Below are 24667 nucleotides of genomic sequence, written 5' to 3' on the forward strand. Positions count from 1 at the left end.
ATCCAAATTGGAAACGAGTAAAGTTCTCTATTCCACATAATTACGCATAAATCTTCGAAGCCATGCAGAGTAGTTAGCTCCACTCCGCATGGTTACGAACAAATCTTCAAATCCATGCAGAGTAGTTAGCTCCACTCCGCATGGTTACGAACAAATCTTCAAAACCATACAGAGTAGATAGCTCCACTCCGCATGGTTAAGCATAAAGCTTCAAAACCATGCAGAGTAGTTAGCTCCACTCCGCATGGTTAAGAACAAATCTTCAAATCCATGCAGAGTAGATAGCTCCACTCCGCATGGTTAAGCACAAATCTTCAAATCCATGCAGAGTAGATAGCTCTACTCCGCATGGTTAAGCATAAAGCTTCAAATCCATGCAGAGTAGTTAGCTCCACTCCGCATGGTTAACATAAATCTTCAAAACCATGCAGAGTAGATAGCTCCACTCCGCATGGTTAAGCACAAATCTTCAAATCCATGCAGAGTAGCTCGCTCTACTCCGCATGGTTAAGCATAAAGCTTCAAAACCATGCAGAGTAGATAGCTCCACTCCGCATGGTTAAGAACAAATCTTCAAATCCATGCAGAGTAGTTAGCTCCACTCCGCATGGTTAAGCATAAATCTTCAAAACCATGCAGAGTAGATAGCTCCACTCCGCACATGGTTTCATCCAAAAGTTCAAACGATAGCGAATAATTCCCGACAATAGTATAAACAAATCCCAGCTCGCTCTATCAATCATTCACGTACTGTCATGATCATTAGGAGAAGGAGACTGGGACAGAAGGAAATTGTGAACAAGAATTGTTTTTTTATCTTTCGGAGGTTTTGTCCCAGCCTTAACTAAATTAAACAGACGGTCAAGTTTTGATTATGATTTTGTTATCGCACCAATAAATCCTAAAAATAACGCCTGTGGTTTCGTTGGACGAGATTTAAATTCTGGATGGAATTGACTAGCGACAAACCATGGGTGATCCTTTAATTCAATAATTTCTATCATATCATCTTCCACACTAATACCTGAAACAAGTAATCCATGTTCTTGAAGCTGTTCGATATAAGCTTTGTTTAACTTATAACGATGACGATGGCGCTCATGGATAATGCCTTGATTGTTATAAGCTGCTTTTGTTTTTGTATTGTCTATGAGTTGACATGTTTTGTTGCCGAGTCGTAATTCAGCATCTTCATCACTTACAATCACATCTACTATAGGATTTGGTGTGTTTGGGTTAACTTCTGTTGTATGTGCATCTTCTAAACGAAGGACATGACGGGCAACTTCTACCGCAGCTAATTGCATGCCAAGACCAATACCTAAAAACGGTTTTTGATTCTCTCTTGCATAACGAATCGCTTCAATCATTCCTTCAATTCCACGTTTACCAAAACCACTTGGTACGATGATGCCATCGACATGTGCTAATTCTTGATCAATTGTATTTTGATCTAATGTCTCAGAATTAATCCATTGTATTTCAATATCAGCACCATAAACATAGCCTGCATGTTTAAGAGCTTCAACTACAGATAGATAAGCATCAGGAAGTTCAACATATTTACCGACAATGCCGATATGGATTGTTTTAGACAACTGATTAACCATGTCAAGGAGCTTAGACCACTCTTTCATATCGGCTTCACCACATGTTAAATGTAGATGATCACAGACAAGTTGATCGAATTGTTGTTTTTGGAGTTCAACTGGAATCTGATATAAATTCTCTTGATCTTGCATTTCAATGACAGCATTAAAGTCAATATCACAGAACAGAGCGATTTTTTCTTTGTTTTCTTTACTAATTGGTTGTTCCGTTCGTAACACAACGGCATCAGGTTGAATACCGAGAGAACGCAATTCTTTCACACTATGTTGGGTCGGTTTAGTCTTCATTTCACCAGCTGCCTGGATAAACGGAACGAGTGTACAATGAACGTACATAACACTTTCACGACCGACATCACTTTTTATTTGACGAATCGCTTCTAAGAATGGTAATGATTCGATATCTCCTACCGTGCCACCAATTTCTGTAATTACAACATCAGCACCTGTTGCTTCACCTGCGCGAAACACTTGCTCCTTAATTTCATTCGTGATATGTGGAATGACTTGAACTGTTGCTCCCCCGAATTCTCCGCGGCGTTCTTTACGGATTACAGAAGAATACACTTTGCCTGTTGTTATATTACTATACTTATTTAAGTTGATATCGATAAACCTTTCATAATGTCCTAAATCTAAATCAGCTTCTTTTCCGTCTTCTGTTACAAACACTTCTCCATGTTGATATGGACTCATCGTTCCTGGATCTACATTAATATAAGGGTCAAACTTTTGTAATGTTACTTTTAATCCACGGCTTTTTAATAAACGGCCTAGTGAAGCAGCCGTAATGCCTTTTCCTAGTGATGAAACGACACCACCTGTGACAAAAATATATTTAGTCATTCAGTCATCCCTCTTTCTAAGATTGTAGAGTTAATATGGGAAAAGCACAGTTAAACATACTTTTAATCAAATAAGTATGGGATTTCTCTATTCATTATCATAGTTATTCATAAGAAAAGCGCCTCCCCAATAAACAGGGGAAACGCTTATTAATCAAACTTAACGTGCCCAATAAAAATACTACCTTATCAAGCAGAAAAAAGTCAAGTTCTCTTACTTAAATTCTTCCTCATCGTCAATAAATTCATCGTCAGCAAATTCGTCATCATCTCCGAGAAGATCTTCATCTAAGTCGTCGTCAATGCTAGCAAACTCGTCATCATCGTCAACGGCAAATTCTGCATCGACCTCATCATCATCTTCATCTAAAGGATCTAATTCATCATCAAATTCTATATCATCATCTAATAATAAATCGTCATCATCGTCTTCAACGTTGCGTTTTTTCTTTTTCTTCGGTCTTACTTTAATTTCTTCATTAATTTCATCAACAGGATACCAACGTTTTAAACCCCATTCATTAGGTCCTAAGGTCATAAAACGTCCATCCGTATTTAAATCTGTATAAAACTGAGCTAGTTTATCAAGTTCCTCTTCTTTAGAAAAACCTTTTATTTTACTAATTTCGTTAAATATTTCTTTAAAATCTAATGCTTTCTTTTGATCCATTAATAACAAGTTAGCCAAATCAATCATTGACAAATGCTTTAATTTGTCCGGGCTAGCATCTTTCAAACTCATCAACCTGCACTCCCTTTTTTCACATGTTATTAAGGCGACTTGCCTATTTAAAAAGCGTTATTTATATGCGATTTCTATTTTCCATTAATGAAGTATAAACTATAACATACATGATAATCAAATTATATTGAATATTTTTTTGAAAAATGATTAGAAAATAGGTAGACAAGCCTTTTTTAACTCTTTTTTTAATTATTTGAGAGTGCATTAAGGCACTTTAACTGCAAGAGCTTTCCTTAAATAATAAAGTTGCCGCTCAATATATGTTTCTAATGTGAATTGTTTTTGTAGCATCCAACGGCGAAAACCCCACATTTGTCCTTGTACAAAAATATTATTTGCTACTAATTCTGCGTCAACTTCCGAGATTTTATACGGCAAATATTTATAGAGCATGGCTTTAAACATATCTACCATTTCGCGTTCCTTTTGTAAGACATAGTCACGAGACTCTTTTTTTAACGATTTCACTTCTTGATACATGACAACCACTTCATCTTGCATGTCATCTATTAATTCAAAATAAGCCCTTACAACATGGCTTAATGTATCTTCTGTAGAAGCTTGTAATTGAATAACTTCTTCTAATCGTCTCTTTACTTGTTCATAGATTGAATCACAAACGAGAAATAATATATCTTCTTTTGTACGTATATACTCGTACAATGTTCCAATACTAAAGCCTGATTGCTTTGCAATTTCACGTGTTGTCGTTCGATGAAATCCTTTTTGTTTAAACAGCGTAATCGCTGCTTTTATTATCTGTTGACGACGCTTTTCAACAAGTTGTCGGTCTTTAACTGAGGAAAGAATCTGTTTGTTTGTCATGACCCTAACCCCCTCGTATAAAATATTTAAACATTACTTTTTCTCTATTTCAATTGAATTCATTCATATAAAACGATCTAAATCAAGTTATTTGAAACGGTGTTTGTCATAAGTGCATGAGTCTTGAGATTCTATAATAAATTTTTAGAAGCTTGGATGCTCATGACTTGCTACAAAATGCATACGCCTGTCGTAAAAGTAATAGATCATTTCATGAACCAGTAAGAAATGTAAATCACATCTCAAATGTACCGATTTGTTGATTTAAATCGTCTAAACTGAGATGTTATGAAAAAAGGCATGTATGGCAATTGCCACACATGCCTGCTTATGTTAATCTTCAACTTATTTCGTTATCATACGACCAATAACGAGACGCTGAATCTCATTTGTTCCTTCATAGATTTGTGTGATTTTCGCATCACGCATATATCGCTCAACTGGATAATCCTTTGTATATCCGTATCCACCGAATATTTGTACCGCTTCTGTCGTAATTCTCATTGCTGCATCTCCAGCAAATAATTTTGACATAGCGGACTCTTTCCCGTATGGTAAGCCATTCGATTCTAACCAAGCAGCTTGATAAGTTAATAATCGAGCAGCTTCAACTTCTGTTGCCATATCAGCTAACTTAAAGGAAATCCCTTGATTGTATGCAATTGGTTTTCCGAATTGTTCACGTTCTTTAGCATATGCGATCGATGCATCAAGAGCACCTTGGGCGATACCGAGTGCTTGTGCGGCGATTCCATTTCGACCACCATCTAAAGTAGTCATCGCAATTTTAAATCCTTCGCCTTCTTCACCAAGTAAATTCTCTTTAGGGATGCGGCAATTTTCAAAGATTAGTTCTGTCGTAGGTGATGAACGAATACCTAATTTCTTTTCTTTCTTACCGAATGAGAAGCCTTCTGTTCCCTTTTCAACAATAAATGCACTGATACCGCGATGGCGCGCATCTTGGTCTGTTTTAGCGAATACGATATAAATATCCGCTACTCCACCGTTAGTAATCCATACTTTGTTTCCATTTAAAATATAATCGTCGCCATCTTTTTTAGCTGTCATACGCATAGATGCCACGTCACTTCCGGCACCAGGTTCAGATAAAGCATAGGCGCCAATTGCTTGTCCGGTTGCTAAGCGATATAAGAAATTTTTCTTCTGTTCTTCGTTTCCGTATTTATAAATCGGCCAACTTGCAAGTGATAAATGTGCGGACAAAGTAACACCTGTTGATGCACATACACGTGATAATTCCTCCACGGCAATACAATAGCTAACAAAATCTGAACCGATTCCACCATATTCTTCAGGCCACGGAATACCTGTTAGACCAAGCTCAGCCATTTTATCAAAAATTTCACGGTCGAAACGTTCTTCTTCATCACGCTCTGCTGCTGTTGGTGCGACTTCATTTTCTGCAAAATCTCGTACCATTTTACGTAACATTTCTTGTTCTTCAGTTAGTTGAAATTGCATTTAATATGCTCCTCTCTGTTTTTCAAAGGTGTTTCTTACTTTATTTTAACATAATCAGTAAAAACGTTTACTTTAAAAGGTGCTTCCCAATAACGAGACGTTGAATCTCGTTCGTCCCTTCGTAAATTTCGGTTACTTTAGCGTCTCTAAAGAAACGTTCGACAGGGTAATCTTCTGTATAGCCGTAGCCGCCAAAAACTTGAACTGCTTCTATGGCTGTTTTAACAGCTGTTTTTGTTGAGTACATCTTAGCCATTGACGCTTGTTTACCAGCAGGAAGACCTTTTCCTACAAGTTCAGCAGCTTGATACGTTAATAGTTTTGCTGCTTCAACTTGAGTTGCCATATCAGCTAGTTTAAACGATAGCCCTTGTTGGTGGGCGATTGGTTTGCCGAATTGTTCACGCTCTTTAGCATAGGCAATGGCATGTTCTAAAGAAGCTTCAGCAATTCCTAATGCTTGAGCAGCAATCCCTACTCGACCTCTATCTAAATTAGACATCGCAATTTTAAACCCTTCGCCTTCTTCACCAAGCAATTGTTCTTTACTGACACGACAGTTGTCAAAACTTAATTCAACTGTATTCGAACCATGTAGTCCCATTTTTCTTTCTTTCTTGCCGATAATGAGTCCTGGCGTATCTTTCTCCACAATAAAGGCACTAATGCCTCTTGATCGTTCTTCTTCACTTGTGCGAGCAAAAACGATATATGTTTGGGCTACACCACCATTTGTAATAAACATCTTGGAACCATTTAAAATATAGTCATCACCATCTCGCTTGGCAGTCGTTCTGAGACTTGCTGCATCTGAACCGGCACTTGGCTCAGTTAATGCAAAAGCTCCAATATATTCGCCACTTGCTAATTTCGGAATATACTTCTGCTTTTGTTCTTCCGTTCCAAAGTAAAGAATTGGATTCGTTCCAACGGATGTATGAACGGATAGGATAACACCGACAGATGCACTTACTTTTGATAGTTCATGAATGGCAATGATATATGATGTGAAGTCCATGCCACTACCGCCGTATTTTTCATCAATCGGAATCCCCATTAATCCGAGTTCACCCATTTTTTTAATGACTTCTATTGGAAAACGATCCTCTGTTTCCATTCGTTCTACTTCTTTAGCCACTTCATTTTGAGCAAAATCACGAACCATTGTGCGCATCATTTCTTGTTCTTCAGTAAACTTTAGGTTCATTGAAAACCCCCCTTAATATAAAGTTAAGATTATTCGTATGTGTAGAAACCGCGACCAGATTTCCGTCCTAACCATCCAGCACTGACATATTTTCTTAGTAATGGACATGGACGGTACTTACTATCCCCTAACCCTTCATGGAGTACTTCCATAATATAAAGACATGTATCTAAGCCGATAAAGTCAGCTAATGTTAACGGTCCCATTGGATGGTTCATACCTAACTTCATAACGGTATCAACATCTTCAACAGAAGCAACACCTTCATACACTGTATAAATCGCTTCATTAATCATCGGCATTAACACACGGTTAGCAACAAATCCTGGGAAATCATTCACTTCTACCGATGTTTTATTCAACTTCTTAGACATCTCTTCAACAGCTTTAAATGTTTCATCGCTTGTTTGTAATCCACGGATGACTTCGACTAATTTCATCACTGGAACCGGATTCATAAAATGCATACCAATTACTTTTTCTGGTCTCTCTGTAACGGCGCAAATCTCCGTAATCGGTAATGATGATGTATTAGATGCTAAAATCGCATGAGGTGGTGCGATTTTATCTAACTGTTGGAAAACTGACTGCTTCACATCCATATCTTCAATAACTGCTTCAATAACAATATCACAGTCTTTTGCATCGTTTAAATCAGATGAAGGGGTTAAGCGGTTCATTGTCGCTTCTTTATCTTCTTCTGTAATGCGTTCTTTTTCTACTGAACGAGACAATAGCTTTTCAATTCGATTCATCCCTTTTTCTAACGCTTCTTTATTCATATCATTGAGTAAAACGTCATAACCTGATTGAGCACATACTTGGGCAATTCCTGATCCCATTTGACCTGCACCAACAACCATTACTTTTTTAATTTCCATGTTGCAATCCCCCTAATTTGTCTTACTATTGTTTTGGTACTTCGATTAATACAGCGTCTCCTTGACCACCGCCACTACAAATAGCAGCAACACCTAAGCCACCGCCACGGCGTTTCAGTTCGTAAATCATCGTTAAAATGATGCGTGATCCGCTTGCTCCAATAGGGTGACCAAGAGCGACTGCACCACCGTTAACATTTACTTTTTCTTCAGGTAAATCAGCTATTTTCATAGAAGCTAGACTAACAGCAGCAAACGCTTCATTTATTTCAAACAAGTCAATATCTTCTTTTTTATAACCTGTTTTTTCTAATAGTTTATTAATCACATAGCCTGGTGTTTTCGGGAAATTTTCTGCCTCTACTGCTACTTCAGCATGTCCTAAAATCGTTGCTAATGGCTTTTTGTTTAACTCTTCAGCTTTCTTATCTGACATTAATACAAATGCTGATGCCCCATCGTTAATACCAGGTGCGTTACCAGCTGTAATCGTGCCGTCTTTACCGAATACAGGACGTAATTTACCTAACACTTCTAAGTTCGTATCCTTACGTGGTGCTTCATCATGTTCCATTAAAATTGGATCTTGTTTACGCATAGGTACTTCAACTGGAACGATTTCTTCTTTAAACTTACCTGATTCTATCGCCTCTATCGCAAGTTTATGGCTACGATAAGCCCATTTGTCTTGTTCTTCACGCGATAAGTTCAATTCCTCTGCAGTGGCGTTTCCGTAGTTACCCATATGCACATGGTTAAATGAGCATGTTAAACCATCATGAACCATTAAATCAACGACTTTTTGGTCGCCCATACGATAGCCAAAACGTGCATTCGGTAAAGCGAAAGGCGCATTCGACATACTTTCCATGCCACCGGCTACAATAATTTCCTCTTCACCGAGACGGATAAATTGATCTGCCATTGTGACACTACGCATGCCAGAAGCACACACTTTGTTAATCGTTTCTGTTTTTACCTCCCAAGGAATACCAGCGTGACGCGCTGCTTGGCGTGAAGGTATCTGACCTTGACCACCTTGCAAAACATTTCCCATAATCACTTCATCAACATCGGAGCCTTCAATACCTGCCCGCTCCAATGCTTCCTTAATGGCAATTCCCCCTAATTCTGAAGCTGTAAACCCTTTCAGCTTACCACCAAGTTTTCCAAAAGGTGTTCTCGCACCAGATACGATGACTGTTTTTGTCATGATTATTGACCTACCTTTCCTTATTTCGATTGAACGCTCAATCGTAATTATATTTTATAATAGGAAGGCAGCACGCGAACATTCATATGAGCCTTCCCATTTCTAAACTTAAGCCGTGACTTTATCTTCTGACTCCTCTTCTTCACCAAATACAGATAATGCTAAGATTTCAGCAACGTCCATTGTACTAATATCTTCTTCTACTTCTTTTGCTTTTGTTCCATCACTTAACATTGTGAGACAGTATGGACATGCACTAGAGATAACAGATGGATCAACTGCCAATGCTTGTTCGGTACGAGCGACGTTAATTCGAGTACCTGTTGTTTCTTCTGCCCACATCAAACCACCACCTGCACCACAGCACATTCCATTTTCGCGCGTACGATCCATTTCGACTAATTCGAGACCTGGAATCGCTTTTAAGATCTCACGTGGTGGGTCATAAACACCGTTATAGCGACCTAAGTAACATGAGTCATGGAAAGTTAATTTTTCATTAATTGGACGTGTAGGCTTTAACTTACCTTCCATCACAAGGTCGTATAACATTTGTGTATGGTGAACAACCTCTGCCTTATATCCAAAATCTGGATATTCATTTTTAAAGATATTATAAGCGTGAGGGTCAATTGTAACGATTTTCTTAACGCCATTTTTCTCAAACGTCTTTATATTTTTCTCTGCAATTTCTTGGAATAAAAATTCGTTTCCGATTCGACGTGCCGTATCTCCAGAGTTCGCTTCACGATTACCTAAAATAGCAAAGCTCACACCAGCTTTATTCATTAGTTTTGCAAAAGCGATGGCAATCTTCTGGCTGCGGCTATCATATGCTCCCATCGAGCTAACCCAAAATAAATATTCGAATTCTTTTCCTTCTTTTTTAAGTTCTTTAATTGTTGGAATGTATACGGAATCATCTAATTCACGCCATTTGATGCGGTCTTTTTTCGATAAGCCCCATGGGTTACCTTGACGTTCAATATTCATTACTGCACGTTGAATATCAGAATCCATCTTACCTTCTGTCATAACGAGGTAACGGCGTAAATCAATAATTTTATCAACATGCTCATTCATAACTGGACAAGCATCTTCACAGTTACGGCACGTTGTACATGCATTTAATTCCTCTTCTGTAATGACATCGCCAATTAAATTAATACCTTCCATAGAAGCCATTGCTTCTTCTCTACCTTGATTAGCTAGTTGGTTACCGGCAGTTCCTGAAAATGCATAAGCTGGGACCCATGGTGACTTTCCGGTAATCGCAGCTCCTTTATCTGTTAAATGGTCGCGTAGTTTTAACATTAAATCCATTGGTGACAACATCTTTCCAGTTGTCGCAGCTGGACAAACAGATGTACAACGACCACACTCAACACATGCATATAAGTCTATCAATTGATACTCTTCGAAGTCTTCTATTTTACCGACTCCAAATGATATATCTTCTTCACTTGCATCATCATCAAAATCAAAATCTAGCTTCTTCAGCTTTCCTGGAACACGCTTGCTAAAAAACACATTGATTGGCGCAGCAATCAAGTGTGCGTGCTTTGATTGTGGCACATATACTAAGAACACAAGTAGTGTAATCGTATGAATCCACCAAAATACATAGAACATAACCATTGCAGCTGTTGGTGATAACCAGCTAAATGCTAAAGCTATTAAGCTAGCAACAGGCTGTGTCCATGTCAACGCTTGTTCTTCCCAAATGAGAAGCATACCATTTCCTGCTAAAACAGATAGCATTAATGTTCCAATAAAAATTAAAACTAAACCTGCCTTTAAACCACGCTTTAGGCGGACGAGCTTCTCAATATAGCGACGATAGAATGCCCATAGAACAGAAACTAAAATCATCAATGTCACGAGTTCTTGGAAGAAAGTAAACCCTGGGTAGAGCGGTCCAAATGGTAAATGTTTACCAGGTGCCAACCCTTTGACAAACATATCAATCGCACCGAATTGGACGAGAATAAAGCCGTAGAACATCATCACATGGATGGTTCCCGATTTCTTATCTTTTAATAATTTTGATTGACCAAAGACGATTGTCCATATTTTACCTAATCGTTCTTTGACCTGACCATCAAACTCAGATTTTTTCCCTAAACGGATGTAGCTAACCCGAGTCGCAACAACCTTAGCGAATAGATAAACCGCATAAATGGTTATGGCAATAAATACGAGTGTATTAACAAGCAAGAATCCCTTCACCATATACTCCCCCTCTTGAATATAGTAACAAAAAATGACAACGATTACATTTATAGTGTTTAATAGATTCGTCCTTTTTTGTTGTGCGCTTATATTATACTATAAAATATGAGCGACTGTTCAGTCAACATTCTTACTGTCGAACGTTTCGTTTTTTTGTAATAAATTGTAGACTATTCTGGATGAAATGATAGTTCTAGGCGATGATGACGTGGATCTTGCCCATTTAATTTCACATCATATTCCAGGATTAGTGCTCCTCGTTTAACATTTTCCGGACGATGGTACGAAATGGCTTTCGTATACGTTTCCATGTGGATGGTTCCATATGGGTGATGATATACATTTTCCGTCCATTTGTTTAAGCGAAATTGTTGACTCATTTCTACATGGCCAGATCGTTTAATATTAACATAATTATCATGAATGGTCATACGACTTTGGACAATTTTTTCACCATGGTGTTCAGTTAACATTAGAACATCAAATTTTTCACGTCTATAATAATAGCCTGTCTCCTTCAACGTTGTCTTTTCAGTTTGTCCTCGGTCATCAATCACCATGTTCATCGTAATGTTGATTTTTTCACCCATCTTATCCCTCAATTCAACTTTTAACTACAATTCCTATTCATTATACCGAACACGGTTATTTTTTTCGATTATTTGTTTATTTATTTGGATCTTTTCCCATAATAGAGACACATAGTGAATTTTTTCAAATGGAGTTTATCACAATGAATATGTATATTCGACGATTATTAAAAGTTTTAATGTGGTGTTTATTGCTTGGTGGCATATTTCTCATTGTTATCTATCTATTAGGACCACCTCCTGTTAATAATGAAAGAAACACTGTTTACTTTGATACATTTGGTGAGCCATTTGCCGAAGACTATGCTAAAGTCAATCGGCATTGGATCAGTTTAGATGACATGCCTCATCATTTGATACAGGCAACGATAGCGATTGAGGATCAGCGGTTTTTTAATCATTTAGGATTTGACTTAAAACGAATATTCGCCGCTGCCTTAAAAGACATTCGCGCGAGATCTTTCAAGGAAGGCGCAAGTACATTAACACAACAGTATGCTCGTAATTTATATCTTACTCATGAAAAAACATGGTCACGTAAGATAAAAGAGGCAATCTATACCGTTCGTTTAGAAATGTTTTATTCAAAAGAAGACATTTTAGAAGGCTATTTAAATACAATTTATTATGGACATGGGGCATATGGGGTTGAGGCAGCAAGCCGTGTTTATTTTAATAAAGGCGTCGACCAATTAACATTAGCAGAATCCGCGATGTTAGCAGGTATACCGAAAGGCCCACGTTATTTCTCACCTTTTAACGATGAACAACGTGCAAAAAAAAGACAAGAAATCATTTTGCAAGTTATGCATGAGGCAGGTTATATCTCAGAAGGTGCATATAAAAAGGCAATGAATGAACCCATTTACTATGCAAGAACAACAAAGGAACAAATCTCACGGAGTTATTTCCAAGAAGCGGTGCTAGACGAGGCACAAGCAATTCTAAAGCTTAGTCGTGAAAATATTCAATCTAATGGTTACAGAATTTATACGACGTTCAATCCCCACCTACAAGAAGAGCTGGAAGAGACGATGACTAAAACAATTAATCAAGAGAGTGATATTGAAGTCGGAGCATTAGCTATAGATCCGAATAATGGAGAAATCCTTGCATTAATAGGCGGACGTGACTTCAATTCTAGTTCATTCAATCGAGCAACACAATCACAGCGTATGACAGGTTCCACATTTAAACCTTTGTTATATTATGCTGCGCTCGAGCACGGCTTCACAGCAAACACACATCTATTAAGTGAACCGACTGAATTTAAAATTGCTACAAATGATGTATATAAACCACAAAATTTTAATGGCTACTATGCCAATGACTTCATTACACTAGCACAAGCGATGGCACTTTCTGATAATATTTATGCTGTGAAAACTCATCTTCTTTTAGGTGAACATACGCTAGTAAAAACAGCCCGTACCTTTGGCATTACAAAAGATTTACCTGCTGTTCCTTCTTTGGCACTTGGTACTGCTTCTGTTTCATTACAGGAAATGGTCACTGCATACGGCATGATTGGTAATGGTGGTTATAAAATTGACAGCCATGTCATTAAAAAAATAACAGATCGACATGGGAATGTCCTTTACTCAAAGCGCTTGAATAAAGAGCAATTACTTGATGAAAAAAAAGCATTTATCTTAACTGAATTAATGACTGGAATGTTTGATGAGCAATTGGATGGTTATATGCCTGTTACAGGTACTCCGATTATAAAACAACTATCAAGACCTTATGCGGGAAAATCAGGTACGACTGAATTTGATAGTTGGATGATAGGCTTTAGCCCGCATATCGTCACTGGCGTTTGGGTTGGATACGATGACAACAGACGAATAACACGTCCGACTGAAAAACAATACGCCAAGAAAATTTGGGCTGAGTTTATGGAAAAGGCCCATCATACGATTCCAATGAGTACATTTTTACCACCAAAGGGCGTCATTGGACTTCCTATTGACCCAGTAACTGGTAAACGAGCGACACCAGAATGCCCAACGAATCGGGTGATGTATTTTGAAATTGGTACTGAACCTTCTGACTATTGTACTGAACATACAAAACAGCCAGATGAAAAGGATGTTAAAGAGGAGGAGAAAGGATTTTTTAAAAAATGGTTTGAGTTGTTTTTTGACTCAAAACAATCATAAATAGAAATCGACTCTGATTGTAGTGTCCTAGCTACAACAGAGTCGATTTCTATTTGTCCTAGTAATCCAAGGTTGTCCATGTACTGTTTATTTTACAAATTTCCTTAAAAAAGTACAAGGGTTTGATGTCACCTTTAAGTTTCTAAAAATAAATGTGAATAATTTATGACATTATTCATAGCCTAAGTTTTTCTTTAATTCTTCTGATGAGCGCTCCCAAAATCCTTCATTAAAAGTTGCTAAATAATCTCCCAATAGTTTTTTCGATAAATCGTCCATATGTTCAACGACAATTTTTCCTTTTAATGAGGCCTCCATATTTTTAACATGCTCTGGCATCGATTTGTAGGCCCGTTTATTTGGCTTATCTACAAGTAATTCACAACCTGCAACTCCTGCATAATATGGACCTTCTTCTCCTTGTTCAACAGTGACCCATACAATCCAATATTTTTTTGGGTTTGGTACGTCTTCGCGATTCGGCATATATTTAACACGTCTTTCAATTTCACTACGTGCATGCATGGCGTCCATATCAAGATAAGCCTTTTCTTCATTTGGATCTACAATCACAGATGACATGTTCTCTAAACTAATCGAACCCGCACCATAACCTCCATGTCCATCGACAGAGTCATCTTTTATTATAGTAAAGCGATTCTTTTTATTAGAAGATTGCTTTGAATTCATGTATTAGACCTCCTTCTGATGTTTCATCTTGGCTTTATTGTAGCACAGATTAGCTTTTCTAACATGGACAGTGACACCATTCAATAGCTTGCTTACCTCTTTGTTTCTTTAGAAAGGTAATAACAAGCATCTGTCCGAGGTTCATGCGCATTAAAGCACTTTTACGTTAACTAACGGTTTATTTATGGCAAGTATGACACGATAAAGAGTGCCTCATAAGATATTCCGATAGATTGATTAAGAAATTAAAACAGTTTTAGCATGACGGGCTAGAACCGCTTATGTTTCTTTATTGTTTCAATGTATGAATTAATTCCCATGCTTCTTTAAACTCATCCGGGCTGTAGTTTTGTTTTGGTTTCACATGATGAACTTTTTTTTCAACTTCTTCCTTCGGTAAATCTTTAAAAAACAACATCGTTGCGACAAGCTCAAGGAAGCGAGAGCTTTTATTTAGTAAGAGATGAGCTTGTGAACTGAAATCTGGCATGTCCGTTTGAAACTGTTTTAAAAATTGTGTTCCCTGTTCTGTAATTTGATAATGATATTGAAAATAATTGCTTTTTTCTTCCTTTTCTTCCTCGATAAATCCGAGATTACATAATTCTTCGATACGTAAAGAAAGTTCCTCTGAGTATGGGCCGTAAAAATGAAAATTGTATTTTTCTTCAAATGGAACACCACATGCTTGTAAAATATAGATCATTTTTTGGAGTTTTTTCCGACCAGTTACTTCACCAACGATGGAAAAAAAATGCATGATTTTCGTATGATTTGTCAACATGTTATACATCTCCTTGACCGTGTAAAATTCTCATGATCTGTTGAACCGTTTTTTTGTCCTTCTTCTTTGCCTGTTCTAATCGATCGAGTGGATAATACAATTTATGATCTGTTCGTTTTTTTCCTGAAATCGCCTCAACAACTTCTGATTCACGTGATAATTCTCGCAATTCACCGTTTGGCATGAGTAAATGGATAGGCAAGCGTTCACCTTCCTCGCCTGGTCGATAAAAATCGTACGGTAAATCAGATGAAGAATCAACAACGAGATAATATTCTGGATCTATATTCATATCTTTAAATAATTGTGTAAGTGTAACCCAACTGTTCATCATCTTATTCGGATCAAATTCGACATATTTAAATAAGCGCCGATTGATAAACCGTTCACATAAATCACTTAAAATCTTATCTTCTTCATGTTGCCACATTTGAAAATAGTAATGGACGACAGCTTCATCTAAATTCAAGTAGTCTTGAAGGTTTTCTTCTTTATTAAAAAATGAAATAAAATGTGTTGGCTTTAATTTGAAATGATAGCCACTTTCGTATAAAAATTTCACCCGGTCGAAAATTTTCGTCAAAATGACTTCTGCACTTCGTGTTACCGGATGAAAATACACTTGCCAGTACATTTGATAACGACTCATTATATAATCTTCTACAGCATGCATACCTGTTGATTTTATCACAACTTGATCTTCTATAGGTCGCATCACTCGTAAAATCCTTTCCATATCAAAGTGACCGTAACTCACACCTGTAAAATAAGAATCACGTTGTAAATAATCCATACGATCTGCATCGATTTGACTTGAGATAAGGCTAACAACGAGTTTATTAGAGTGCGTCTTATTAATAACATCTGCTACTTCTTGTGCAAAGCCAGGATATACCTTTTCTAAAATTCGATTTGATTCCGTGTCACCTAAAATAATTTGTTGTGTGTAATATTCATGGTCAAGCTTAAAGACCTTCTCAAATGAGTGAGAAAACGGCCCATGCCCTAAATCGTGTAATAAAGCTGCACAAAGACAGAGTAAACGATTCTTTTCATTCCAATGTTCTCTATCTTTAAAGTTGTTGATGATACGTCGAACGATTTCATATACACCAAGAGAATGGTTGAAACGACTATGTTCTGCACCATGAAATGTTAAATATGTCGTACCGAGCTGTTTAATTCGTCTCAATCTTTGAAACTCTGGCGTACCGATTAAGTCCCATATGACACGGTCACGCACATGGACATAGCGATGGACAGGATCTTTAAAAACTTTTACTTCATGTAATTTTTCATCTTTATATGCCATTTATACCATTCAACCCGTTTCTTTTCGACGATGATTATGTATTATTATATAATAGTGTATTGAGAGTTAAAAGGGCAAATGAGAGACGTCACTTATTTTTCAAAATGAATAGACTATGAAAGGAATTTTTATGAAGACATTACATAATATCACTAAACACGCAACTTTTCGCTATGTTGATCATACAAAGGAAATGACTTTTCAAGATAGACCTTATACAGCAGCTACATCTTTTGCGATTGATGATGCCATTGCAACTGCTGTTAGTCAGCATACAGCACCTCCAACGATGCGGTTATGGGTCCACCCACATACTGTTGTACTTGGAATTCCAGACACCCGTGTTCCTTATTTAAATGAAGGAATTAAATTTTTAAATGATGCAGGATATCATGTTATTGTCCGTAATTCAGGTGGCTTAGCTGTTGTATTAGACGAAGGTATTTTAAATATTTCATTAATATTACCTAACATGGGGCGTATTTCTATCTATGATAGTTATGAAGCAATGGTTACATTTGTTCAACATATGTTAAAGGATGTGACTCGGGATATCGAGGCGTATGAAATTGTCGGGTCCTATTGTCCAGGTGACTATGATTTAAGTATTAACGGAAGAAAATTCGCTGGTATCTCCCAACGACGAATTAAGGATGCAGCAGCGATACAAATTTATTTAGATGTGAATGGAAATAGCAAAAGGCGAGCACAATTAATCCGCGACTTTTACCGAATTGCTATTAAAGGGAAAGAGACAACATTCACCTATCCTCATGTTGAACCAAATAAAATGGCTTCTTTAACTGAACTCATTGGCCGAAGAGTGACCGTCGATGAGATGGTTCTTCGAGCAACATCAACATTACAGGACTTAAGTGAAGAACTAGTTAAAGGTGATCTGTCTGCAGGTGAAATGGAGACATTCAAGTATCGCATGAATATGATGAAAAAACGTAACGAAAAAATTCAAGAGATTTTAAATGACAAAGTTTAAGTTTATAAGAAGCGAACAAGAGCTAGGGTAAATAGAATAGGTTTTCAACTTAAGTTTTTGATCTGGGACCGCGCGATTTTGACCCGTGGTCGCGCGATTTTGACCCAGGGTCGCGCGATTTTCTACAATTATCTACTATATAGGTACTATAGCAATTCATCACTAATTTTTTACAAATTAGTGACAAAAGTATCTATTTAATGTCTATCATGTGTTTTGTTATAGCGTCTGAAATGAATCTGCTTTGGACGTTATGATATAGTAAAAATAAGGTTATGCTATAGATAACCGATTCGTCATGTTATTTATCATTTTATATTACATAAAGGAGAGATTTAAATGGTAGAAGCTGTCGAAACAATGGACGGTTGGTATTCATTACATGATATGCGTACTGTTGATTGGGTTTCTTGGAAAATGGCATCTGCAGAAGAACGTGAAGAAGCAATCACTAGCTTTCTCAATTTAATTGAAAAATGGGAAGCGGTAGAAGAAGCTAAAAACGGCAGTCATGCTATGTATACGGTCGTTGGTCAAAAAGCTGATCTGTTGTTTATGTTTCTTCGCCCGACCATGGAAGAGCTGAATGAATTAGAAACAGAATTCAATAAATCAAAAATGGCAGAGTTCCTCATTCCGGCACATTCTTACGTATCCATTATTGAATTAGCGAAATATCGCGAGTCAAAAGACGGTGTTGATCCAGAAACATTGCCAGAAATTCAAGCTCGTTTAAAACCAATTTTACCGAAATGGGAACATATTTGCTTTTATCCAATGAACCGCCGTCGTATCGGTGATGAAAACTGGTATACGCTTGAAAAAGATGTTCGTGCAAAATTACTTTATGAGCATAGTAAAACAGGACGTAAATATGCTGGAAAAGTAAAACAGTTTATTACAGGATCAATTGGTATTGATGACTGGGAGTGGGGTGTCACTTTATTTGCGCATGACGCTTTGGAGTTCAAGAAGATTGTCTATGAAATGCGCTTTGATGAAGTGAGCTCACGCTACGGAGAATTCGGATATTTCTTCGTTGGAAATATCTTGAAAAAACAAGCTGTACCAGCATTTCTACATGTTTAATTAATCTTTAAACGTTCACAAATCGTATGGATTTGTGGACGTTTTTTATTTAACAACTTAAAACCTCTGCTATATTTTATTCCGAATCATATTTTTTTCTCACATACATACATATCAGTAATGGCATGTTGAATTTATAGTCAGAAATGAGGTGGAGTGTTTGGCTGTTGTTCCAATGACTGATGAAAACGTTGATCTATTAGCACGATTAATACGCGCTGAGGCAGAAGGTGACGGCAAACTTGGCATGCTTATGGTAGGAAATGTCGGTGTTAACCGGGTTTTAGCTGATTGCCTAGATTTTACAGATATCCGTACGGTTCCACAAATGGTCTTTCAAAGTCCAGGTGGATTTGAAGCGACTCAAAAGGGTTACTTTTATCAACGGGCCAGAGAAATTGATAAAGAACTTGCACGTCAAGTGATGATGGGAAAGCGATATCATCCAGCAACAAACGCGCTTTGGTTTTTCATGCCTGAAGGAGATTGCCCAGCTCAATGGTTTAATCAATGGAACAGTGGCAGATTTAAATCCCATTGCTTCTATACACCTCTCCAATCTGAGTGTCCAACAGTATATTAAAATTAGAGGAGGTTTTTTAATGAGTGAACATCAACCAGGATATACGAGTCAACAAAATTACCCTTATTTTTATTATCCAGCGTCTTCGCCTGCTTACTATCCAGCCTATGCTTATCGTCAATTTGTACAGCCACAGTCATCACAAACAAATTCTCAAGTTAATGTCCCGGGTATGTTACCTGCAGAACAATCGTATATCGAAAATATTTTGCGACTAAATCGCGGGAAACACGCCACAGCTTATTTACGCTTTAACGGTAATCAAAAAGCATTCAAAGGCCGAATTGAAGCAGCTGGACGGGACCATCTCATATTAAGCGACCCCGAAACGAATAAACGTTATTTACTGTTGATGGTCTATCTTGATTATGTCGTATTTGATGAACCAATTAATTATCAATACCCTTATCAAACTCAAGGTCAAATGGCAACATACACACCGAGGTAATATAAATAAAGGATAGCATCATAACTTATGCTATCCTTTATTTTACCTAGCTAAAAATGAGGCGATGATGATGAGATATCCACTAGAAAGACTTATGTTATGGGAAGTCATATCCCTCGGTCTTGCGTTTCCAATTGGATTTATAGCGCTTATTAGAGGTTCTTTATTATTTACAATTATGACTCTCTTCTTAACCATCATAAGCCTTGTATGTCATGTTCTGTTACTATTATATATAAACCGATCACAATCTGCTTTAAAGCAAATTTTACGAAGTGTGCTCATCTTTATCGTAATCGTCACTTTAATTATTCAATAGTATTAGATCATACCATTTTCATAACAGCATATCCTAGAAGGACCCAAGCGACTAAAAAGGTCACCCCACCAAAAGGTGTAATCATTGCTAATGCACGAATCCCTGTTGTCGCATAAAAATAGAGGCTTCCAGAAAATAAAATAATGCCAATGAAAAATGCCCAACCAGCCCATGTTAAACTTGCAATTTGATTTTTAGCTAACAGTAAGCCTGTGACAAGTAATGCTGCCGTATGAAACATTTGATAGTTGACAGCCTTCTCCCATATTTTTAATGAATGGTCAGAAATTTTCCCTTCCAAGCCATGGGCACCGAATGCTCCTAAAGCAACAGCAAGAAATCCATTAATAATACCAAATAGTAAAAACAATTTCATGTTTAATATCCCTCTTTTTCTATGTTCTGTCCTGAAACATCATATTTAAAAATCAAAAATTGACGTTCCATTTGCTTCATCATGTTGAATGGGAGGTTGCTTTGTTTGTTGACCAAGCATCACTTTCATTTCTTCTTTAGATATGTGCTGTGATGACGGTGCGCTATCATGTTGTTCAGCATCAAGAAATAGTTCACATAACAGTTTTATTTTTTCTATATGTTTTATGAATGTTTGGGAATCTGCTTTTTTTGCACGTGTTAATTCTTCCTGCATTTTTTGTAGTATAATCGTATTTTTTACCGCCATCTTTACAACTCCTTCCCATTTATAAACTAGTATAGCACGTTCTTAAGTGATTCACGAGAAAGTTAATTTTGATAAAAAGATGTATGATAAAGACAAGTTAATGTATAGTTTTTAGGTGTGCGTGTATCTTGTCTTTCTATGAGGTGGCGTTCATATAGTTCAGTCACAAACTCCGATTCCTCTTTTTTTAAGGAACGACCAAGTTCTTTTTCTATATTGAGTTTCCACTCTAATAAAGATTCCATGGGAGATCCTCCTTTTCACACACACATATTTTTGTTTATTGTACCTTTATTTTATACAAAAGGCAAGATTTTGAATTTATATAACAGTTGGAATTGAATCTTTCTAATGCAAAAAACATTTTTTCTTTTTATATTATGCATTTTTTTGTATAATAATAAGGTGTTATTTTATTTAGATTGGAAGATAGTTAATGAAAAAATTTACAATAAGTGACCAGTTATGGTTTATCGTACCGTCTTTGATAGGTGTATTACTCTTTATGATTCCCATTAAAGTTAATGGTGGGTATTCTATTTTAATTGCCCTATTTGCCAGCAAGGTGCAAGAAGTTCTAAAAGATGAATTATCTCTTATTATGATGATGATCATTATTATAACAGCTATCTTAACGCTTGTTGCGCGAAGAATAGGAGAAGAAAAGATAAGACAATGGCCTTTCGTTTATAAACTATTTTATGTTCGTCCATTTTGGGTTATAACACGCTTTTTAGCTGCTGTTTTTGCTATAATGGTTTATTTTAAATTAGGTTCTGAAGTCATTTACGGAGAAAATACAGGACAACTGTTACTTGGTGATTTATTACACGTTTTATTCTCTGTCTTTTTATTCGCTGGATTGTTTCTGCCGTTGTTAACAAATTTTGGATTGTTAGAAATGGTTGGAACATGGATGACAAAGATTATGCGTCCTCTATTTAAATTACCTGGGCGGTCAGCTATCGATGCACTTGCATCATGGATTGGTGATGGAACAATAGGCGTATTGTTAACGAGTAAACAGTATGAAGGAGGCTATTATACAAAGCGAGAAGCCGCTGTCATCGGAACGACTTTCTCGATTGTCTCCATTACGTTCACCCTTGTCATAATTGAACAAGTTGATTTGCAACATATGTTTGTACCTTTCTATTTAACAGTTCTTTTGGCTGGGTTTATCGCAGCAATCATCATGCCACGCATTCCACCACTTTCGAAAAAAGAAGATACGTATATTCGAAAGTCAATTAAACCTGTTGATGAATCGATTCCTGAAGGTTATAACTCCTTCTCATACGGTTATAAAAATGCTGTTGAACGTGCTAAAAAAGAAAAAGGTTTTGCTCAATTCTTAAAAGAAGGCATTCAAAATGTCTTTGATATGTGGATGGGAGTTGCACCAGTTGTTATGGCATTTGGACTCATTACCGTTATGGTGGCCGAGTATACCCCTTTATTCCAGTGGTTAGGGTATCCATTTATCCCACTCCTTGAACTGATGCAAGTTCCAGAAGCGACGAAAGCATCCGAAACTATGTTAATCGGTTTTGCCGATATGTTTTTACCAGCTGTACTAGGTGCTTCAATCGAAGCTGAAATGACGCGATTTATTATTGCTACTCTTTCTGTCACACAGTTAATTTATATGTCGGAAGTAGGAGGACTTTTACTCGGTTCTAAAGTACCTGTCTCATTTAAAGATTTATTCATCATTTTCCTATTACGGACACTTATTACATTGCCAATCATTGTAGGAATGGCTCACATATTATTTTAATTGCAATATTTCATAAAAGAGTACCAAATAACGTGAGATTCAAACAGACTATGGTCACTCTTTCATATAAAAAGCTCGTATATCAAGTAAACTTTGAAGAAAGACAGTATAACAATTGAAAACGACTAAAAATATTAAAGGCAGAGACAACATACAGAATAGAAAAAGGATCGAATGATTCAAAGAGACTCATTCAATCCTTTTATTCATTATTTGAGGCTTATTCAGCCTCTTCATGTTAGCACAATGATGTTTTATATTTTATGTGGTATGCTGCGGTCGTTTTCCTTACGTGAAGAAGGCAACATATGAAAAACGATATTTAATATAATAGCGGTGAAACTTCCCGCTACAATACCATTACTCGTTAAAATTTGCACACTTGTAGGTAACACTCCGAAGATTTCAGGTACAACCGTTACACCAAGACCAAGCCCTATTGAACAAGCAACGATTAAAGCATTTTCTTGTGATTCAAAAATTGTTTTTGAAAGCATTTTAATCCCTTGAGCAACAACCATACCAAACATGGCAACCATTGCTCCACCAAGAACGGCTGATGGAATAATCGTCGTCAATGCAGCGACTTTCGGGAAGAAGCCTAATAATACGAGCATCATACCCGTTATCGCTATGACCTTTCTAGAACGGACACCTGTCATTTGTACGAGTCCGACATTTTGTGAGAACGCCGTATAGGGAAAAGCATTGAACACACCGCCTAATAAAATAGCAAATCCTTCTGCACGATAACCACGGACTAAATCATTTCTCTTCATTTCTTTTTCACAAATATCCCCAAGAGCAAAATAAACACCAGTTGACTCGACAAGAGAAACGATAGCGACAAGAATCATCGTCAAAACAGCTGACCATTCGACTGTCGGTGTCCCGAAATAAAAAGGTTGAATCATATGAAAGACTGACGCTTCTTTTACAGGAGAAAAATCAACTTTACCTAGAAAAAATGCGACAATAGTTCCTCCAGTCATCCCTAACAAAATAGCAATTGAGCGAGTAAAGCCTTTTGTATATTTATAAATTAAAATGATAAGCAATAAAGTTCCGAATGCAAGACCTATATTCGTAAGTGAACCAAAATCACTCGCCCCTTGACCACCACCCATATTGTTAATCGCTACTGGTATTAACGTAATTCCTATAATCGTAACGACTGATCCTGTGACAACAGGTGGGAAAAATTTAACGAGATGGCCAAACACACGACTGATTATCATAACAAAAATGCCCGAAATAATAATTGCCCCATAAATAGCAGAAACGCCATATTCATCACCTATGGCTAACATCGGACCAACTGCTGTAAATGTACAGCCAAGCACGACAGGCAAGCCGATGCCTATGACTTTTCCACGAATAACTTGTAGTAAAGTTGCCACTCCACACATTAATATATCTATAGCAACGAGATATGTAAGTTGTTCAGTCGTTAATCCTAAACCTTGTCCAACAATAAGTGGTACAATGACAGCCCCAGCATACATAGCTAATAAATGTTGGAGACCAAGTGCTGTCAATCTTATATTCGTCTTCATTTCGATGCTTTCTCCCCTCTAAAACGAATCTGACCATTAGAAAGAGAGTCAATAATTGCTAAAGATTCAACACGAATACCCGCTTCACGTATATCATTACCTCCGGATTGAAACCCTTTTTCAATCACTATACCTGCTCCTGCAACTTGAGCACCTGCTTGTTTAACTAAATCATACAGACCTTTTAATGCCTGTCCATTTGCTAAAAAATCATCAATAAGAAGAACGACATCATCTTTACCAATCATATCTTTAGAAATAGAAATATCATTTGATTCTTGTTTCGTAAACGAATAGACCGTTGCTGTATATAGATTGGAAGATAAAGTTAGTGACTTTCTTTTTCTAGCAAAGATAACAGGTACTTGTAATTCTAATCCAGTCATTGTTGCTGGGGCAATACCTGAAGATTCAATCGTTACAATCTTTGTCACCTTCGCATCACTGAATCGTTCGGCAAATTCTTTTCCAATTGCTTGCATGAGTTGTGGGTCAATCTGATGATTTAAAAATGTATCGACCTTTAACACCGTATCAGATAACACTTTCCCTTCGCTTAAAATCTTCTCCTCAAGTAGCTTCATCCTATTGTTTTCTCCTTTCACATGACCCGATAAAATAAAAAAAGCCTA

The 24667-nt window shown here is 37.0% G+C and carries 24 protein-coding genes; 7 read left to right on the forward strand and 17 right to left on the reverse strand.

All coding sequences use genetic code 11. From position 1 onward, the window contains the following. Nucleotides 1-872: 872 nt before the first annotated feature. From pyrG to HNQ35_RS05980, 9 genes are all read right to left on the reverse strand, one after another. The gene (gene pyrG / locus HNQ35_RS05940) at nt 873-2456 is read right to left on the reverse strand and encodes a CTP synthase (RefSeq protein WP_146938574.1); all 1584 of its coding nucleotides are present in this window, start codon (nt 2454-2456) and stop codon (nt 873-875) included. A 213-nt stretch (nt 2457-2669) separates the two neighbouring features. Further along, nucleotides 2670-3197: a DNA-directed RNA polymerase subunit delta gene (rpoE, locus tag HNQ35_RS05945; RefSeq protein WP_146938573.1), complete on the reverse strand. Its 528-nt coding sequence runs from the start codon at nt 3195-3197 to the stop codon at nt 2670-2672. 207 nt (nt 3198-3404) lie between these two features. Further along, nucleotides 3405-4025, reverse strand: coding sequence for a TetR/AcrR family transcriptional regulator (locus HNQ35_RS05950; protein ID WP_146938572.1), 621 nt, complete (start codon nt 4023-4025; stop codon nt 3405-3407). A gap of 345 nt (nt 4026-4370) precedes the next feature. Further along, complete coding sequence (locus HNQ35_RS05955) at nt 4371-5510, reverse strand: acyl-CoA dehydrogenase (RefSeq protein ID WP_146938571.1); 1140 nt, start codon at nt 5508-5510, stop codon at nt 4371-4373. A 67-nt stretch (nt 5511-5577) separates the two neighbouring features. Further along, nucleotides 5578-6717 (reverse strand): acyl-CoA dehydrogenase, encoded by a 1140-nt coding sequence (locus HNQ35_RS05960; RefSeq protein ID WP_146938570.1) that lies wholly within the window; start codon nt 6715-6717, stop codon nt 5578-5580. A 29-nt stretch (nt 6718-6746) separates the two neighbouring features. Next, nucleotides 6747-7598, reverse strand: coding sequence for a 3-hydroxybutyryl-CoA dehydrogenase (locus tag HNQ35_RS05965; protein WP_146938569.1), 852 nt, complete (start codon nt 7596-7598; stop codon nt 6747-6749). A gap of 25 nt (nt 7599-7623) precedes the next feature. After that, on the reverse strand, nt 7624-8811 hold the full coding sequence (gene mmgA / locus HNQ35_RS05970; protein WP_146938568.1) for an acetyl-CoA C-acetyltransferase: 1188 nt from the start codon (nt 8809-8811) through the stop codon (nt 7624-7626). Nucleotides 8812-8919: 108 nt separating this feature from the next. Then, on the reverse strand, nt 8920-11043 hold the full coding sequence (locus HNQ35_RS05975) for a heterodisulfide reductase-related iron-sulfur binding cluster (protein ID WP_221261435.1): 2124 nt from the start codon (nt 11041-11043) through the stop codon (nt 8920-8922). Nucleotides 11044-11213: 170 nt separating this feature from the next. Then, nucleotides 11214-11633: a YwiB family protein gene (locus HNQ35_RS05980; protein ID WP_146938566.1), complete on the reverse strand. Its 420-nt coding sequence runs from the start codon at nt 11631-11633 to the stop codon at nt 11214-11216. Between the two features lie 143 nt (nt 11634-11776). Here HNQ35_RS05980 and HNQ35_RS05985 point away from each other — a divergent pair, with 143 nt between their 5' ends. Continuing rightward, the gene (locus HNQ35_RS05985) at nt 11777-13795 is read left to right on the forward strand and encodes a transglycosylase domain-containing protein (RefSeq protein ID WP_246118112.1); all 2019 of its coding nucleotides are present in this window, start codon (nt 11777-11779) and stop codon (nt 13793-13795) included. Nucleotides 13796-13966: 171 nt separating this feature from the next. Here the strand turns inward: HNQ35_RS05985 and HNQ35_RS05990 are convergent, their stop codons facing one another. From HNQ35_RS05990 to HNQ35_RS06000, 3 genes are all read right to left on the reverse strand, one after another. Further along, nucleotides 13967-14485: a YwhD family protein gene (locus tag HNQ35_RS05990; RefSeq protein WP_146938564.1), complete on the reverse strand. Its 519-nt coding sequence runs from the start codon at nt 14483-14485 to the stop codon at nt 13967-13969. A 289-nt stretch (nt 14486-14774) separates the two neighbouring features. Beyond that, on the reverse strand, nt 14775-15269 hold the full coding sequence (locus tag HNQ35_RS05995; RefSeq protein ID WP_146938563.1) for a YwgA family protein: 495 nt from the start codon (nt 15267-15269) through the stop codon (nt 14775-14777). Between the two features lies 1 nt (nt 15270). Then, nucleotides 15271-16581, reverse strand: coding sequence for an HD domain-containing protein (locus tag HNQ35_RS06000; RefSeq protein ID WP_146938562.1), 1311 nt, complete (start codon nt 16579-16581; stop codon nt 15271-15273). 130 nt (nt 16582-16711) lie between these two features. Here HNQ35_RS06000 and HNQ35_RS06005 point away from each other — a divergent pair, with 130 nt between their 5' ends. The 5 genes from HNQ35_RS06005 to HNQ35_RS06025 all read left to right on the forward strand — a co-directional run bounded on the left by HNQ35_RS06005 (nt 16712) and on the right by HNQ35_RS06025 (nt 20014). Next, on the forward strand, nt 16712-17575 hold the full coding sequence (locus HNQ35_RS06005) for a lipoate--protein ligase family protein (protein ID WP_146938561.1): 864 nt from the start codon (nt 16712-16714) through the stop codon (nt 17573-17575). Nucleotides 17576-17914: 339 nt separating this feature from the next. Further along, nucleotides 17915-18664 (forward strand): hydrogen peroxide-dependent heme synthase, encoded by a 750-nt coding sequence (gene hemQ / locus HNQ35_RS06010; protein ID WP_146938560.1) that lies wholly within the window; start codon nt 17915-17917, stop codon nt 18662-18664. A gap of 160 nt (nt 18665-18824) precedes the next feature. Then, nucleotides 18825-19247, forward strand: a complete 423-nt coding sequence (locus tag HNQ35_RS06015) for a cell wall hydrolase (RefSeq protein ID WP_146938559.1) — start codon at nt 18825-18827, stop codon at nt 19245-19247. Between the two features lie 19 nt (nt 19248-19266). Next, complete coding sequence (gerQ, locus tag HNQ35_RS06020; RefSeq protein ID WP_146938558.1) at nt 19267-19695, forward strand: spore coat protein GerQ; 429 nt, start codon at nt 19267-19269, stop codon at nt 19693-19695. 70 nt (nt 19696-19765) lie between these two features. After that, nucleotides 19766-20014 (forward strand): hypothetical protein, encoded by a 249-nt coding sequence (locus HNQ35_RS06025; protein WP_146938557.1) that lies wholly within the window; start codon nt 19766-19768, stop codon nt 20012-20014. A gap of 7 nt (nt 20015-20021) precedes the next feature. Here the strand turns inward: HNQ35_RS06025 and HNQ35_RS06030 are convergent, their stop codons facing one another. The 3 genes from HNQ35_RS06030 to HNQ35_RS06040 form a co-directional block, all read right to left on the reverse strand. Continuing rightward, entirely contained in the window at nt 20022-20390 is a 369-nt protein-coding gene (locus HNQ35_RS06030) for a DUF423 domain-containing protein (protein WP_146938556.1), read from the reverse strand. A 45-nt stretch (nt 20391-20435) separates the two neighbouring features. After that, nucleotides 20436-20699 (reverse strand): YwdI family protein, encoded by a 264-nt coding sequence (locus HNQ35_RS06035; RefSeq protein WP_146938555.1) that lies wholly within the window; start codon nt 20697-20699, stop codon nt 20436-20438. A gap of 62 nt (nt 20700-20761) precedes the next feature. Further along, nucleotides 20762-20944, reverse strand: a complete 183-nt coding sequence (locus tag HNQ35_RS06040) for a hypothetical protein (RefSeq protein WP_146938554.1) — start codon at nt 20942-20944, stop codon at nt 20762-20764. A 191-nt stretch (nt 20945-21135) separates the two neighbouring features. Here HNQ35_RS06040 and HNQ35_RS06045 point away from each other — a divergent pair, with 191 nt between their 5' ends. Then, nucleotides 21136-22479, forward strand: a complete 1344-nt coding sequence (locus tag HNQ35_RS06045) for a YjiH family protein (RefSeq protein ID WP_146938553.1) — start codon at nt 21136-21138, stop codon at nt 22477-22479. Nucleotides 22480-22733: 254 nt separating this feature from the next. Here the strand turns inward: HNQ35_RS06045 and HNQ35_RS06050 are convergent, their stop codons facing one another. Further along, on the reverse strand, nt 22734-24035 hold the full coding sequence (locus HNQ35_RS06050) for a nucleobase:cation symporter-2 family protein (protein WP_146938552.1): 1302 nt from the start codon (nt 24033-24035) through the stop codon (nt 22734-22736). Next, complete coding sequence (locus tag HNQ35_RS06055) at nt 24032-24619, reverse strand: xanthine phosphoribosyltransferase (protein WP_146938551.1); 588 nt, start codon at nt 24617-24619, stop codon at nt 24032-24034. The genes HNQ35_RS06050 and HNQ35_RS06055 overlap by 4 nt, the downstream gene beginning before the upstream one ends. Nucleotides 24620-24667: the final 48 nt, after the last annotated feature.

The sequence above is a fragment of the Cerasibacillus quisquiliarum genome (assembly GCF_014202495.1).
GTDB classification, from domain to species: domain Bacteria; phylum Bacillota; class Bacilli; order Bacillales; family Amphibacillaceae; genus Cerasibacillus; species Cerasibacillus quisquiliarum.

Excerpts from the sequence above, each read along its gene's own strand:
- pyrG (WP_146938574.1), bottom strand. The coding sequence starts at position 2,456 with ATGACTAAATATATTTTTGTCACAGGTGGTGTCGTTTCATCACTAGGA.
- rpoE (WP_146938573.1), bottom strand. The coding sequence starts at position 3,197 with ATGAGTTTGAAAGATGCTAGCCCGGACAAATTAAAGCATTTGTCAATG.
- HNQ35_RS05950 (WP_146938572.1), bottom strand. The coding sequence starts at position 4,025 with ATGACAAACAAACAGATTCTTTCCTCAGTTAAAGACCGACAACTTGTT.
- HNQ35_RS05955 (WP_146938571.1), bottom strand. The coding sequence starts at position 5,510 with ATGCAATTTCAACTAACTGAAGAACAAGAAATGTTACGTAAAATGGTA.
- HNQ35_RS05960 (WP_146938570.1), bottom strand. The coding sequence starts at position 6,717 with ATGAACCTAAAGTTTACTGAAGAACAAGAAATGATGCGCACAATGGTT.
- HNQ35_RS05965 (WP_146938569.1), bottom strand. The coding sequence starts at position 7,598 with ATGGAAATTAAAAAAGTAATGGTTGTTGGTGCAGGTCAAATGGGATCA.
- mmgA (WP_146938568.1), bottom strand. The coding sequence starts at position 8,811 with ATGACAAAAACAGTCATCGTATCTGGTGCGAGAACACCTTTTGGAAAA.
- HNQ35_RS05975 (WP_221261435.1), bottom strand. The coding sequence starts at position 11,043 with ATGGTGAAGGGATTCTTGCTTGTTAATACACTCGTATTTATTGCCATA.
- HNQ35_RS05980 (WP_146938566.1), bottom strand. The coding sequence starts at position 11,633 with ATGGGTGAAAAAATCAACATTACGATGAACATGGTGATTGATGACCGA.
- HNQ35_RS05985 (WP_246118112.1), top strand. The coding sequence starts at position 11,777 with ATGAATATGTATATTCGACGATTATTAAAAGTTTTAATGTGGTGTTTA.
- HNQ35_RS05990 (WP_146938564.1), bottom strand. The coding sequence starts at position 14,485 with ATGAATTCAAAGCAATCTTCTAATAAAAAGAATCGCTTTACTATAATA.
- HNQ35_RS05995 (WP_146938563.1), bottom strand. The coding sequence starts at position 15,269 with ATGTTGACAAATCATACGAAAATCATGCATTTTTTTTCCATCGTTGGT.
- HNQ35_RS06000 (WP_146938562.1), bottom strand. The coding sequence starts at position 16,581 with ATGGCATATAAAGATGAAAAATTACATGAAGTAAAAGTTTTTAAAGAT.
- HNQ35_RS06005 (WP_146938561.1), top strand. The coding sequence starts at position 16,712 with ATGAAGACATTACATAATATCACTAAACACGCAACTTTTCGCTATGTT.
- hemQ (WP_146938560.1), top strand. The coding sequence starts at position 17,915 with ATGGTAGAAGCTGTCGAAACAATGGACGGTTGGTATTCATTACATGAT.
- gerQ (WP_146938558.1), top strand. The coding sequence starts at position 19,267 with ATGAGTGAACATCAACCAGGATATACGAGTCAACAAAATTACCCTTAT.
- HNQ35_RS06025 (WP_146938557.1), top strand. The coding sequence starts at position 19,766 with ATGAGATATCCACTAGAAAGACTTATGTTATGGGAAGTCATATCCCTC.
- HNQ35_RS06030 (WP_146938556.1), bottom strand. The coding sequence starts at position 20,390 with ATGAAATTGTTTTTACTATTTGGTATTATTAATGGATTTCTTGCTGTT.
- HNQ35_RS06035 (WP_146938555.1), bottom strand. The coding sequence starts at position 20,699 with ATGGCGGTAAAAAATACGATTATACTACAAAAAATGCAGGAAGAATTA.
- HNQ35_RS06040 (WP_146938554.1), bottom strand. The coding sequence starts at position 20,944 with ATGGAATCTTTATTAGAGTGGAAACTCAATATAGAAAAAGAACTTGGT.
- HNQ35_RS06045 (WP_146938553.1), top strand. The coding sequence starts at position 21,136 with ATGAAAAAATTTACAATAAGTGACCAGTTATGGTTTATCGTACCGTCT.
- HNQ35_RS06050 (WP_146938552.1), bottom strand. The coding sequence starts at position 24,035 with ATGAAGACGAATATAAGATTGACAGCACTTGGTCTCCAACATTTATTA.
- HNQ35_RS06055 (WP_146938551.1), bottom strand. The coding sequence starts at position 24,619 with ATGAAGCTACTTGAGGAGAAGATTTTAAGCGAAGGGAAAGTGTTATCT.